The sequence below is a fragment of the Allotamlana fucoidanivorans genome, from assembly GCF_045788535.1.
Lineage (GTDB): Bacteria > Bacteroidota > Bacteroidia > Flavobacteriales > Flavobacteriaceae > Allotamlana > Allotamlana fucoidanivorans.
The window spans coordinates 93,903-107,893 of the sequence record NZ_CP074074.1 but is presented as its reverse complement, the minus strand read 5'-3'; the positions used below and the strand labels follow the sequence as shown (position 1 = coordinate 107,893).

The window sequence follows — 13,991 nt, the reverse complement described above, 5'->3', positions numbered from 1 at the left end:
CCGCCGTAAAACAAACTTAGCAAAAACGAAGGAATTTTCGGTAGAAAATTCCGAAGCAATGAATTATAGCCGTTGTTGTAGTGCGTTTTTTATATTCATTCTTTTCATTGAGAATGTGTTTGACTGTTCATTTAAAAAATCAATTATTATTATACCTTTTTTTGCTAGTTTACTTTTTTCACAGTGCTGTCCAAAATCGGTTGATTCTATTTGCATTACTACCTCATAGATTAATTCCGCTATTTTTTCAGTATGAGATTCGTGAAATTCAGCTATTCTATTAATCAATTCAGAAGTTTCAATTTCAGATATTCTGTCCAGTGATAGGTCAAATTGACTTTTTAAAGTTTCATTTACTTCTTCAATTCCACTTTTAGAGCTATTAGAGTTTAGTCCGCTGATTTTCTCAATCAGACTATTTAGTAGTAAAGTCAGTTTTTGAATTTCACGTTTTATTAAGTCTTTTTCTACTTCCATTTATAAAGTTTCATGGGGTTTCTCCGAATGCACTACAACGTGTTGGTGTAAGGATAGTTGCGTGTGCAAGCAACTAACTTACTAAAAATGAAACGAACCAGAGGAAAATCCGTAGGATTTTCCGAGTAGGCTAGAATCAAGCAATTATTTTTACACGGTGTTGGCAAACGTTTTTTTTATTATGCTGATTACTTTGTCAAGTTTTTCCTTGTAAATATATACGTCATACACAAAAGTCTTATTGTCAAAAGTTTTAATTGTCAGCGTGTTTTTAAAGTCATAGACAGGTGCAACTAAGCGCAAAATGTCCTGTGTTAAATCAGTTTTCTGAGAATGTTTTCCAGCACAAGTTATGTCTTTAATATTGGATAATTTGATGTCAGTTTTACGTGAGAATAATCCAAAAAGGTGATTGCTTTTAATCCTTAAAATATTGTTATATACCTCCAATTCTTTTGAGTCAATCATTATTATGAAGGCTAATAAAAAAATTCCTATTGCAATGGCATTAATACTTATTTCTTTATTTAGTCCAATAAATATATTTATTACGAAATAGAGGATTATTAATACAAAAATTATGTCCTTTACAAAGCGTATCCACGAAAAAGTACTATAAATTGGTCTTTTTTCAGTCATTTCTCATAATGTTTGCCAACGTGTTTGTATAAGAAAAGTTGCGTGTTTGTGTGCGAGGATTTTCCGAAGGAAAATCAGAAGCTAGCAAACGAGCAACTAACTTTGGTTTAGCTAAAACTAGCAATTTTTTTTATACGGTGTTACCTGTAGTTATTTTTTTCTATACACTATTAAATTATACTTAAATTCAGTTCCATCACTTTCTAAAAGTTCAAATACTTTCAATTCCGTTTGAGTGATTTCCGCAAATTCTATTTCGTTTTTTGTAAATTCTATTAAAGAACCAGATTCTCTTAATTGTTCCAAAAGACCTGGCGCAAGTTTGTCAATCGGAACATTGTATCTCGGTTTGTCATAAGTCATTCTAAACAACTTAAATTCTCGGTCATATTCCCATTTTCCAGATTCACAATTATCGGGATTATCGCAACCAATTAATTCATAAGTTCCGTTTTTTTCAATTCGCATACTAGGTCGCCAAATAACTTCATTAGCAGTAATTGTGTCATTTATAAAATGTGTAATTTCCGATATTGTTTTTCCATTACTATCCGTTAATTTTTCAAATTCCCAAGTTCCAATAATCAGTTTCTCAATTTGTTCTGCGCTTTTCTTTGTTTTTGCATCATCTATTAATTCCAAGTAAGTTTTAGATGACTGGCAATAAGTCAAAATTGGAAAGAATATAATGGCAAGCAGGATGTTTTTCATAATTACAGGTAACGGTCTCGTATAACCGTCAGTTACGGGTTAAATTAGCGATTATTTTCGGTTTAGCACTGACTTTAGCAATTCCGAGTGGATTCGGACGTAGTCGAATCCGCCGTAATTGCGGTTATACATTGTTGTAGCACGTTTTTTAATGATTAAATTCCTTAGCTATTTTAATAATAAAAATGCTGTCTTTTAAATTTATTGAACTCACCTAAGTCAACGTCGCTGATTTTAGGGTCTTCTTTATAATAAATAACTTCAACTTTTCGACCAATACAATTATTCTTTTTATTACACTCAAAAAAAGAAGAATTAATATAACCTTTAAAAATTTCACCTTCCACGGTGTACTTATAAACAATTAAATAATCTACGACCTTAACATGTTCTAGCTTAACTATAACTCCAGTCGTTTTAATACCTGATTCAAGTAGTTTTTTTGATTTATAATCTTTTCTAAAAATACCATAAATGATAATAGTAGAAAAAATAGATAATATTATTATTTTTTTCGTCATATTCAGAATGTGCTACAACGGTCTCGGCTATGAGTAGTTGCTTGGGTTAGCGATTAACTTAGCAAGTACACACCAAACTGAAAATCCGCGAGGATTTTCAGAAGTAGGCGAGAACAAGCAATTACTTATAGCCATTGTTGGCAAATCGTTTTTTTATTCTAATTCTATCTTGGTGGATTCAATTTAGATTCCATTTCTTCATTCGCTCGGTAAATCTTGTCTAGACTTGTATAAACAACAAAATAATCCCAAGTTGTTCCGTCAGCACTACACGCAATTACATATTCGTTCGATTCAATTTGTTTTACGTAATATTCTCCGCAAACCTTTATTCCATTTGCGACTATTATTCTACCAATATCTCTAAATTCAGAACCTTGTGGTGACCTCCAACTTTTACTGTATGTTTGCTCGTCTGTTATTATTCCGCCACTTTCTGAATTCGAACCGATAATGTATAGGACGATTAGAATTCCAATACCAATTAAGATTAAAGTTCCGCAACCAAATCCACCTTTTTTCATCTTATTTCCGCAATAAGGACATTTGTCAGCATTACTGCTTATCTCTTGTTTACACTCTTTGCAATTTATTAATGCCATTGATTTCGGTTTTTATCTTTTATTTCTTGTCTTTTTGTCAGGAAATCCATCCGCTGGTTCTATGTTAGTAACAAGATTGACTTCTGGAAAATATTTTTTCATTAAATGTCTCAATGGAACTTTTGTCTCTTTATTTTCTTTGAACATTGCCTGCAATTTTTCTCCGTCCATTGTCATTCCTTTAGGCATTGATGCCATAGTTTGAGTATTAAATGTTGCTGTTTCCATATTTTCGGATGCAATCATTAATTCGTCCATTTCTTTAAGTAATTCTTCATCCTCTAAAACTGACATTCCTGGTGCTTGACTGTGTCCGAATTGTATCATATCACTAGCTTCGTCCATTAACTTAATGTCAAGTAGGTCATATTTTGAAAAAGGAATATGAAAGTCATTAAATCTTATAAATGGTTGTTCATCTATTAGTATTTGAATGTGAAAATGAGGAAAGTCCCCATTTTTTGAATTACTATGACCTTCTAAATCCGTCTTTCCATAATGTAATGACCACTCAATGTTTTTATATTTTATAGTTACTTCTCTTAATTTGCTTTTGGAAGTTTCACTTTCCAAATCATTTATATTCTTGATGAAGTTTTCAGTTGTCGCAACCCAACGCAAATAACTTTCTAGTTTGAAAAAACCAATTGGTTCGGACAGATAGTTTTTAAAATCTTTCTTTCTAATGCCGTTTGGTCTTAAAAACCAATGAAAACAAGGTTCGTCTGGGTAGAAAGTTTCTAATTTATTACCGCATAAAAAACAACAAGATTTTGAAAAAGCATCTTTAAATTCCGAGAACATTTTTTTGTTTTCCTCAATTTGTTCTTGGTTTTTCTTTTCCACATATTCTGGTGGAAGACTTGCTAGATAATCTTTTAATTCTTTTGTGTTATTTGGATTTATTTCTTTCAAATGAGTTCTGTCAAAATGTTTGCCAACGGTCTCGTATAACCGTCAGTTACGGGTTAATATGCGTTAATTTTCGGTTTGGTACTGACCTTAGCAATTCCGAGTGAATTCGGACGTAGTCGAATCCGCCGTAATTGCGGTTATACATTGTTGTGCAACGTTTTTTTTACATTATTTCTACTAACTTATCGGAAAGTTCATTTACAATTTCTTCATTTGAAATAGCTTCATTTAAAATGCTTTCATATGTTGTTTGAGCCTCCGAATTTTCAAATACCAAGGTTTCAGTTTCATTGTCATAACTCCATTTACCTTGTTCATTTTCTAAAAGTTCAATTATTTTTTTTATCCCTTGACCGTATTCAATGTGAGCATTGATGTAAGGTATAAAAATTGGTTTTTGTATCGAATCTTTTTTGGTCAATCCTTTTATAAAGCCTTTATAAGCTTTATTACTTTTATCAATTCTTTTAGTTTGCTCTTTTAAATAGTCAACTCTGTTTTCTACAAAAGATTTAAAATTGTCTGATTGGTCAATGTATTCTTGAACTGTTTGTTTTTGGAATTCAAATTCCTCTTTACTGTTTAATCTATTAAAATCCAATATACGAGGTTCTGCAAATGAATTGTATGCTTTATTCCATTCAACGTTAGTGCTATCAGATTTTCTAAAAAAATCTTTCAAAGCCAACCATACTTTTCTTTCTTCTCCAACGCTACTTTTTATTAAGTCGTCAATTGAATTTTTTACATTGGCTGACAAATTATTGTAATTCGAATCTGTTGAATCTGGATTCGCTAACGTACTTTCTTTATAATCGGAAACAGCTTTTTGCAAGTCATCAATTGGTTTCTGTCTGTCTTTTGCAATTTGTCCAAATTCACTAATTGAACCAAGAAGCATTAATGTAAGTACTATATTGAATGTTGTGGTTCCTCCGTTTTCTTTTCTTCCAAGTATAAACCAAAACAAAAGTGCCAATAATGTTGGAATTAGAATTATTCCAATAATAGAACCGATACTCATTCCAAAAGTATAGGCATCAAAACCATAAATTCGAATGTTAAAGAAGATTATAATTACAGCTACTATTGAAGCATAAATTATGTTGGTTTTTGAAGGCTTAAAAGGGTGTTTCATTAATTCACTTTGGTTTTTTCAAATGTTGCACAACGGTCCGGCTATGATTTCGGCTTGGGAATTTTCAAAGAAAATTTCAAGTGAGAAATCGAGCTGATTTAAAGTTAGGAATTTTGTTTTTTGTTCACAGATAAAGCTGAATTATAGCCAATGTTGGCATTAGTTTTTATTATTCATTTCCAAATATTGAATTATATCCGCCACCATTGTAATTCCGAATCAAAGGTTCAATTGAATTCACATATTGTTTTTCAGATTCGGTCAATTTTTTTGATTTCAGTCTTTTTAAGTCAGCAATGGCTTTCTCTTTTTCTCCAACTATGGTTTGCAAAGTCAAGTAACCAACATATTCCATTATGTTTTCTTCGTTTTTGTAACGAACCTTTGGACTTTGTTCAAAAGCTGTTTTATATAAATCCATTGCTTGATTTAACTTGTCCATTTTTTCCAGCGTCATTCCTTTCAAAGTCAAAATAGAGTTAGACTTTTGCATTTCTGTTGGTGCGGATTCTAAAATCCCTAAAGCCAATTCGGGCTGTTCATTCCACCAATATGTTTTTACAAGACTTTCATAAGTCGGAATATCAGTTGGATCAATTTCAAGAGCTTTCTTAAAGTAAACAATAGCGCTGTCCGTTTTATTCTGCATTTGAAATTCAATTCCCTTTTCTTGGTATTCGATAACCAACGGATTAGTCGCTTTTTTCTCGTTTTTACAAGAAATAAGAATGGTCAGAACCGATATGTAGATTGCTTTTTTCAAAATTAATGCCAACGGTCTCGTATAACCGTCAGTTACGGGATAAATTAGCGATTATTTTCGGTTTGGCACTGACTTTAGCAATTCCGAGTGGATTCGGACGTAGTCGAATCCGCCGTAATTGCGGTTATACATTGTTGGCAACTGGCTTTTTTTATTTAGTTCCATTTAAAAATCTTGTATCGTTCATATTATAGTCGTTATCAAAAGTTCCGATTTTTTTTAAATAATAATATCTTAATCTTTCCGAACAAGATTTATAATTGTCATATCCTGTCACAGAATATTGCAGCATTTTTATTGGTTTCAAGTCGTTTTTGTCAAACCTAAATCCTTTACCAAAATATTCAATTCCGCCTTTTGGATAATCTTGATATTGATTAAAGACTTTGCTTATTAATAATCCTGCTACAATTTCATTTCCGTTTTCCGAGTAAAATAGTGTGTCAATAATCGATTCTTTATACTCAACTTTTTCAGGTAAATCAATTGCCCAATCTCTTTCGATTGTGTCGTTATAAGTTTTTCCGTTAAAATATCTCAAAGCTAATTCTGCTGGTCTTTCAACTGTTTTAATTTTTATTAAACTGTCAACTAATTTTTGAATTTTTATTTTATCGAGTTCATAAGTTTTTTGGTCGACTTTTAAATTATAAACAAATTCTTTTGGCGTTGTTGTTTCTGTTATTTTCAGAGAATACTCTTTTGTCAAATGAGTCATTGACATAACAGCAAGTGGACAACTTAAAACCAGAAGAAACCAAACACTTATTTTTCGGATGTTTTTTTTGAATGAAAGAAAAATAAAAATGATTGTTGAAAGAAATAGAATTATTGAAGTAATAGTTAGAGTGTCTATTATATTTCCTAAAGCTGAACCTCCTTGGTCATTTAGAATATGAAATATTGAAACTAATGTTCCAATTATTAAAATTCCATATAAAATTTTGATTCCGTGTTTCATTTTTCAGCTTGTTGCCAACGTTTATGTGTAAGGATAGTTGCGCGTCCGAGCAACTAACTTACTAAAAATTGAACAAACCAGAGGAAAATCCGCAGGATTTTCCGAGTAGGCTAGAACCAAGCAATTATTTTTACACGGTGTTATAGGGCGTTTTTTATTCATTTCTTGTTAATTCTATTGCTTTTTCAAGAAATTCATCACGCCCCTCTTTAATTCCTTTAATTGTCTTTTCAAGATATATGTCAGGTAAAATGCCAATTCCGTGATGCTGAGAACCATCATGCTTCAATACTTTCATTCCTGTCCATGAAATTATAAATCCCCCAGGCAAGGTAAAAGGATTCACATTTCCATTTGTCCCTGCAGTTGGTTGTCCGATAATAGTTGCAAGTTCATACCCCTCTATATATCCCATGTAACTTTCAGCGTAACTTATTGCTTGTCCATTAGTTATAAAAACTATTTTTTTATTGCCGAGATATGGTTTTTTTGCTTTTATTCTCCCTATCCAATTATAATTTTGAAATCCGATTATTCTTTCACGGTCAGGATAAATAATCTTTGGAACCTGCATCCACGCTTCTGTCGTATCATCAACTGACATTAAATGGTTTATAAAATCGTGATTACCTTTTGGATAGCCTCTTAAATCGCATATTATTGATTTGCACTGTTCAAGTTGTGGTAATAGCCAATTTATTGTATCCATCTCAATAAGGTCTAGGTTAAGATACCATGTGTCATTATCAATTTTTTGATAGTCAATTTTTTTGTTATCAGTTACATGATGTGGGGAAAAGCTTCTTGTGAGTTCAATATTTTTGTTGTTAATAGTTAGAACTATTTTGCTGTTTTCTTCTCCCTGAAGGCTTTTTAAATTTGCCCTGTAATTCAACCATCCCACTGTTGCAGCAGAAATTTCCCCGTAAATATTTTTAAAGAAATCCGCGGGGTTATTATTATCAATTTTTGTTACAATATCACCAGATTTGATGTCATACTCATTGTCGAATACTTTTGTAATAACCAGTTTGTTTTCAATCCATACCCATGATATTGGTGGAACGTAGTAATTTTGAATTGAGTTGTTACTTATGTAAATATGCCCATCTTTTAAAGGAGCTGTAAATTGTTCTAATGTAGTAAGGTGGTCTGAAATAGTACTATCAAAATAACATTTTTCAATAGCCTTTTCTAGTTCTTTTTCCCAATTTACATTTACCACATCGAAATAAGGGTAGAAGTGTTGAAATACATTGTAAACATTTACAATATTTCCTAATCTTAAATATAAATCTTCGACATTTGTGTCGTTAGTTTTTTTTAGTGTTTCTATTACTTTATTTAGTTTGTTTTCATTTGCTTTTGGATATGTAATTTGATTGTTAGAGTATAGTACCATTGGAATCCAGCAATAAATTCCGTCTCCAATTTCTTTGACTATATTTTCGCCAAATTCAGGTTCGTAATCAAAGAGTAGATTAGCTTTCTTTTGATTTTTTCCTTTAATTCGTCTACTTTCATAAGGTTGATTTTTATATTCCATATCAAGACTTACCCCTAGGTGTTGCCAGAACGTAAGAATAGCTTTTTCTTTATTTTTAGGAGTGATTTTTATTGATGCGGAGTCAAAAGCTGATTTTTTTGTTGCAAATTCTATGGAAGGAGCAATTGGTTTAAATAATTGATATAGTGTATTTACAATATCCTCTTGGGTTTTACATTTTTCAATTTGTGACGTACCGTAGATAGAAAATTTATTCCAATCTATTTCAGATGCTTCATCACTTGGATGAAAATATTTGACATAGCCATAAACTTTGGCAAAAGTTAGAATGTTATCAATTTTCCTATTTTCTTTTTTACAACTGAAAAATAAGAATAAAAAAATTATAGCCCCTATTTTGTAAATTCGTATTCTCATCTTTTTCAAAATGCCCTATAACTTGTTTGTATATGATTTGTTGCGTGGTTTAGCAAGTAATTTAGCAAATAAAAACCGAATAGAAAATCCGCGAGGATTTTCGTAAGTAGGGTAGGACTAGCAATAAATTATATACGGTGTTAGCATACGTTATTTTTCTATTTCGATTGTTTTAAAAATATATGATTTTGATAATTGCATTTTATGACTGAAGTTTTCAAAAGCATTTACTGGGTCAATTTTCTGATAATTCATTTTAGCAAAATTTTCTCTATCTAGTTGAATTGAATAAATATAATCGTCTTTTATTTGTCCATCTTTTTTATCTACTCTTTGTGTATAAGCTGAAATATCTACTTTTTCAATTCCAGCAGAAGACATAAATGAAATCCCAGTAACTAATAATCCAAGTCCAGTTACACATTTTGCGTATTCTTCTTTCAATTGCTTTTCGCTTTTCTTTTTTACAGATAATTTACCAGATTGTAAAATAGAAGCAGTTTCTTTCGGTAAATGTTCTATTTCAGGTAAGTCTAAATCGATAAAAAATGTTTTGGTTTTCTCGTCATATTCAAAGTCAATAAAAAATTCTGGCTTTATATCAATTTCTTTTAAAACAGTTTCAAAATTATTTATAACATAATTTTCAGCTCCATTTAAATTCCCTAATAAATTTTCCTTTTTTTGTTCAAAAGCTTTAAGAAATTCTATATTGCTCTCTTTTTCTTTATTTAACTCTGAATTCTCAAAATTTTCTTTTTGTGTTTTCCAATTCTCAATTGATTTTTTCAGAGTTTGCTCTAAATTATCAGTTATAAATTGTGTTCTTTTTTTCTTGTTTTTCCAAAATAAAACAGAGTTAAACTTACTTTTAGCTTCTATCAAAAGTTCCTTTTCAATTGAAGATTTAGAAGGTTCTAAAATGTCAAATCTTTTCTTTGTGTATTTTTGAGGTTTTAATTTTTCAATTTTATCTTGAATTTCCTTTTTTGTTATAGGTTTAAGAATATGTTTGTATAATTCCGTAAACTCTTTCGTTTCTTCAATTATTTGGTTGTAATAAAGGTTGTAAATCTTTTTAAGATTCTCTTTATATTCAGGTGTTCTTTTAAGTTTATTAATTACTTGTTGTGATGTGATATTTTTTCCACCATTATCATATATTTCAACTACAGGTTGATAATTTTCGTCTAAATCTAATTTTACACCAACTTGTGTTTGATTTTTTGAAACAGAATTATTATTAATTGCATTTTTTTCAGAACTTGAAATTTTCGTTCTATTATATAAACCAGTTCCGGGAATTCCTGTATTTAAATATGCTCCAGTTTTTCCAATATTTAAACTTGCTCCTTTTGGACCTATAGTTGTACTAATTCCAGATTTTGAAAGGTTTATATTCAAACCTGGTGCAAGTTTAATTCTATTTCTATATCTCATAATTTCGTTTGGTCGTTCTAATGTATGCTAACGGTTTGTATAAGAAACGTTGCGTGAGTTATGGATAAAGATAGAAAAATAAACGGACAAAAAAGTGGGCGAGGATATTCCGAAAGGAATGTCCGAAGCAATGGTTTTTATACGTTGTTGTGCCACGTTTTTAATTCTATTAAAGATGAATATTGGAAGCCTATTGTCCTTGGAATAATACTTGAAACCATTCTATTATATCTTTTAGGTTTCCTAAAATAGCTCCTATGAAAAAATACACCCATTTACGCTTTAAATCTTTAGTCTTTTCCGTTGTTAAGTCGGTATTAGCTTTTGATTCATTTATCTGTGCTTGGGTTAATTCAAGTTGTAATTGGCTTATTTCAAGATTCTTATCTTCAGCGATTTGCTCTACGACTTCTACAGGCTCTTTTGTTGCTTTATTTTCTTTATCTGTTTTTTCTTTTGGTAGAACTATGTGTTTGTTTTCGTTTGTTAGTCGTTTCCATTTGTTTTTAGAGCCTAAATCTAAAAGTTTATGCCAATGGTCTAACTCAAATTCACGTTTCTGTTGCGTCATTATAATTCCGTTGTTATTTATAGGAGCAGCCCAAACGGTATTACGTTCAACTATTTCAAATTCAGATTCATTGCCTGTTTTTACTATTTCTAACCATTCAGATGGTGTAATAGTTTTTGTATTGTTAGTTCCTTTAATTTTTATTTTCATAAGGTTCTCTCAAATGTGGCACAACGTTTATGTATATGAAAAGTTGCGTGCTTGTGAGCGAGGATTTTCCGAAGGAAAATCAGAAGCTAGCAAACGAGCAACTAACATTGGTTTAGCTAAAACTAGCAATTTTTTATATACTTTGTTAGCCACTGGCTTTATTTAGTTAATATTAAAGTTCAATTCCATATTCACTTGCTTTATGTGATAATACTTCAATCCGTTCTTTATATTTTTCTTCAACCCCTAATTCATAAATTCCATTTATAGCATTGTCAAACATCTTTTCCAATGCTATATAATAGTTCTCGTCCCAATACCCGAAATCTTCAATAACTTCTAAACAACAACTTACATAATGCAATTCCAATTCAACATTAAGTTCCGTGATTCTCATTTTACGAACTGTGCGAATTATTTTCCGCGCTTCAGTTTCCCGTAAATCCATATTTCTCCCATTTGGATAAATATATCTTTCGATTTCTTTTTTGTATTTTTCTGTCAATTGTTTAATATCTCCCGTTGCAAAAATGTCCAAGTAATTTTTAGCATCAGGGATTTTTTTATACATCTCCGAAATCAGTTTAATGATTTCAGTTTTGTCCATTTGGCTTAACTCTCTTTTTACTTCTTTTAGTGCCATATTTAGCTCTAATGTTGTTGTTTTTCAGCTTGTGGCTAACGGTTTAGGCTATGATTTCGTTGTGGAAAATGTCGACAGACTTTTCCGCTTATGGAATCATGCCGGATTAAAAGTACAAAGTTTAATTTTTAGAACAAACACCACAATGAATTATAGCCATTGTTGTGTGTAGGCTTTTTTGTCCGGACAACTATTGTATTTGCTGCTAAATCTCCGATGCGTTTATTTTGTTTATTATTCGCTGCAATTATTAATCCAATCAGAAAGATGTAATCGATAAATCCGAGAAAAAATCGACCGAATGCTTTTCCAATTCCGATTGGTTTAAATTCATTCGTTACCACTTTTAGTTTTAAAATTCTTTTTCCGATTGTTTGCCCCCAAATTCCTTCGCTTATTGGCCATAAAAAGAATCCAATTAGGAACATTCCAAAAGCAGGTAAACCATTCAGGTTATATCCAATTTCATCCTCCAACGGTGTCCCAAAGAAAAATCCAAGAACAAATCCGATTATTCCATAAATGTAAAAATCAATGATAAAGGCTAAAATTCTGTATCTTTTTTTTGCGATTTCAAATCCGCTACTCTGCGTTTCAATTTGGTTTTCAATCGTAATTTCTGTCATTCGGTATTCTTTTTTTAGCTTACACACAACGGCTCGTGTATGAGTAGTGCGGGATTTAACCCACTACTGTTTCAAATAACTAAGTAGCCAGAACTACGATTTTACAGTTAACTTTCAAATTTTTAATTAGTCTGTCAAATCGTAGATTTGGCGGGGCTCAAAAACCACACAAACCCTCATAAATACTACGTTCCCCGCATTACTTATGACACATTGTTGTGCCGTCGTACTTTTTATTCAATCCAATCTGTTTGTAAAATTCTCCTTATAATATTTTCTTTATCGAATAGAAAGATATAATATTTTCCAAATGTATGTTTCCTTTTCTGTTTCAATATTTTGCTTGTCCCAACAGAAATAGCAAAAGAATCAAGCCTTGAAAATCCCATATAAACATTCGGCCTTTTTGTATTTAGGTTTTGTAAGCATGCTAAATTAAAAGTCGAGTCTGTTTTAAGTAAGTAATCTTGATTTTTCCGATAAACCGAATACAATATTGAAGTGTCAGATTTTAGTTGTTCCTCACTCAAATCCAGTTTTTCTGAATAATATTCTGTTATCAAAAAGGGAGTACCCTTATTCTTATCAACTTTCGGGTTTATCTTAAATCGAACATTTTTTACTTTAAAATAATCGCTTGCTGTCGAATCATTTTCTAAATATTTAATGATTGACTCAAACTGATAACATTCCTCTATTGTTTGAGCAGTAATTTGCAATCCAGTCAAACAAAGGAATAGTAAAAATATATACTTGAAGTTATTTTTCACCTTTTATCTTTAATTTAGCATCCGTTTTTAAAAGTCTCCACTGGCTTATCATCACAGATAAACCATAACCTATAAAAGTCAAAACAATCAATAATAGAGAGCGATTAGGTCTATAATCATAAGCTTGCAAAGGAATAGTGACTGTAACAAGAAGAAAAATCAATCCAATCACAAGTTTATATTTACTCTTAAATTCCAAATAAATATTGAAAGTCAAAATTAAGGTTGCAAAGATGATTCCTGTATACTTCACAGTTAATCCAAATCCAATTGATTTATGATGAATCGGAAAAAAATGATACAAAGTATCGTGAATTATTGCTAATCCTACAATCTGAATCAGAGAAATAATTATTGGTATAAGTATCTTTTTAATCACCTTATGTTTCTATTTTGCACTATCGTTTTTGTATGCGGCACAACGGTTTAGTGTAAGAATCCGTTGCGTAAATTTAGAGAAAAATGAAAGAAAAAAGAAACAAACTTAAAGGAGAAAGAGGACTTTCCGAAGGAAATGTCCGAAGCAATGGTTTTTACACATTGTTGGCAAACGTTTTTATTTTTTTAAATCGGAATGATAAGAAGTGGATAATGTATCTTTTTTGGTTGGCTGTACTTGTTTTTCAAGCAATAACCTATATTCAGACAAAGAGTCTTTATAATTCTTGTTGTCAGAAGTCAGCGAGTCAACCTGTGATTTTAATGTCCGATTTTCAAAAAACTGATAAACACTAAATAAAAAAACAATGAAAGCTAGTAAATATCCAACCCAATTTTGGTTATACCACAATTCAGATTTAGGAGGTTTATTTATATGTTTTAAGTATTTTAAATGTCCGTTTTTATTTTTCGCTTCTAATCCTTTTGGAGTTAATCGACAACTACCATTAGGAAACCATTCAAAATATTTATGGAACTCAGTAAATTCCTTTAATTCTCTTCTAAGTTCTTGGTACAACTCTCTTTCGTCAGATGTGTCATATTTAAAATACTTAGGGATTAGAATTTGGTTAATCGAGAAAAAGCTATCCTTTTTATCTGATAAAAGAATAATATCAAAATACTTAATTATGTCGTTTTCCGTGAATTTCATTCAAATGTTTGCCAACGGTCTAGTATAAGAATAGTAGCGGATTTTCA

The 13,991-nt window shown here is 30.9% G+C and carries 17 protein-coding genes; all 17 read right to left on the bottom strand.

Features of this window, described 5'->3' with window-relative positions:
• Positions 1 to 63: 63 nt before the first annotated feature.
• Positions 64 to 477 (bottom strand): hypothetical protein, encoded by a 414-nt coding sequence (locus KFZ70_RS00560; RefSeq protein WP_139698895.1) that lies wholly within the window; start codon positions 475 to 477, stop codon positions 64 to 66.
• Between the two features lie 150 nt (positions 478 to 627).
• A complete protein-coding gene (locus tag KFZ70_RS00555; RefSeq protein ID WP_139698921.1) occupies positions 628 to 1,116 on the bottom strand; it encodes a hypothetical protein in 489 nt (162 codons plus the stop codon).
• A gap of 150 nt (positions 1,117 to 1,266) precedes the next feature.
• Entirely contained in the window at positions 1,267 to 1,758 is a 492-nt protein-coding gene (locus KFZ70_RS00550) for a hypothetical protein (protein WP_158293241.1), read from the bottom strand.
• 242 nt (positions 1,759 to 2,000) lie between these two features.
• Positions 2,001 to 2,348 (bottom strand): hypothetical protein, encoded by a 348-nt coding sequence (locus tag KFZ70_RS00545; RefSeq protein ID WP_139698799.1) that lies wholly within the window; start codon positions 2,346 to 2,348, stop codon positions 2,001 to 2,003.
• 164 nt (positions 2,349 to 2,512) lie between these two features.
• Positions 2,513 to 2,950 carry a hypothetical protein gene (locus KFZ70_RS00540; protein WP_139698800.1) on the bottom strand — a complete coding sequence of 146 codons (438 nt, stop codon included), beginning with the start codon at positions 2,948 to 2,950 and terminating at the stop codon, positions 2,513 to 2,515.
• 12 nt (positions 2,951 to 2,962) lie between these two features.
• Complete coding sequence (locus KFZ70_RS00535) at positions 2,963 to 3,865, bottom strand: hypothetical protein (protein ID WP_139698801.1); 903 nt, start codon at positions 3,863 to 3,865, stop codon at positions 2,963 to 2,965.
• A 163-nt stretch (positions 3,866 to 4,028) separates the two neighbouring features.
• Positions 4,029 to 5,003: a hypothetical protein gene (locus tag KFZ70_RS00530; protein WP_139698802.1), complete on the bottom strand. Its 975-nt coding sequence runs from the start codon at positions 5,001 to 5,003 to the stop codon at positions 4,029 to 4,031.
• Positions 5,004 to 5,172: 169 nt separating this feature from the next.
• Positions 5,173 to 5,766 (bottom strand): M48 family metallopeptidase, encoded by a 594-nt coding sequence (locus KFZ70_RS00525; RefSeq protein WP_139698803.1) that lies wholly within the window; start codon positions 5,764 to 5,766, stop codon positions 5,173 to 5,175.
• A gap of 151 nt (positions 5,767 to 5,917) precedes the next feature.
• Complete coding sequence (locus KFZ70_RS00520) at positions 5,918 to 6,727, bottom strand: hypothetical protein (protein WP_139698804.1); 810 nt, start codon at positions 6,725 to 6,727, stop codon at positions 5,918 to 5,920.
• Positions 6,728 to 6,881: 154 nt separating this feature from the next.
• On the bottom strand, positions 6,882 to 8,651 hold the full coding sequence (locus tag KFZ70_RS00515; RefSeq protein ID WP_139698805.1) for a S41 family peptidase: 1,770 nt from the start codon (positions 8,649 to 8,651) through the stop codon (positions 6,882 to 6,884).
• Positions 8,652 to 8,801: 150 nt separating this feature from the next.
• On the bottom strand, positions 8,802 to 10,091 hold the full coding sequence (locus KFZ70_RS00510; RefSeq protein WP_139698806.1) for a DUF4236 domain-containing protein: 1,290 nt from the start codon (positions 10,089 to 10,091) through the stop codon (positions 8,802 to 8,804).
• Between the two features lie 190 nt (positions 10,092 to 10,281).
• Positions 10,282 to 10,812: a hypothetical protein gene (locus KFZ70_RS00505; RefSeq protein WP_139698807.1), complete on the bottom strand. Its 531-nt coding sequence runs from the start codon at positions 10,810 to 10,812 to the stop codon at positions 10,282 to 10,284.
• A 172-nt stretch (positions 10,813 to 10,984) separates the two neighbouring features.
• Entirely contained in the window at positions 10,985 to 11,455 is a 471-nt protein-coding gene (locus KFZ70_RS00500) for a DUF6155 family protein (protein ID WP_139698808.1), read from the bottom strand.
• A gap of 128 nt (positions 11,456 to 11,583) precedes the next feature.
• Complete coding sequence (locus KFZ70_RS00495; protein ID WP_139698809.1) at positions 11,584 to 12,081, bottom strand: RDD family protein; 498 nt, start codon at positions 12,079 to 12,081, stop codon at positions 11,584 to 11,586.
• A 233-nt stretch (positions 12,082 to 12,314) separates the two neighbouring features.
• Positions 12,315 to 12,809, bottom strand: coding sequence for a hypothetical protein (locus KFZ70_RS00490; protein ID WP_139698810.1), 495 nt, complete (start codon positions 12,807 to 12,809; stop codon positions 12,315 to 12,317).
• 31 nt (positions 12,810 to 12,840) lie between these two features.
• Positions 12,841 to 13,230: a hypothetical protein gene (locus KFZ70_RS00485; RefSeq protein ID WP_139698811.1), complete on the bottom strand. Its 390-nt coding sequence runs from the start codon at positions 13,228 to 13,230 to the stop codon at positions 12,841 to 12,843.
• 177 nt (positions 13,231 to 13,407) lie between these two features.
• The gene (locus KFZ70_RS00480; RefSeq protein WP_139698812.1) at positions 13,408 to 13,944 is read right to left on the bottom strand and encodes a hypothetical protein; all 537 of its coding nucleotides are present in this window, start codon (positions 13,942 to 13,944) and stop codon (positions 13,408 to 13,410) included.
• Positions 13,945 to 13,991: the final 47 nt, after the last annotated feature.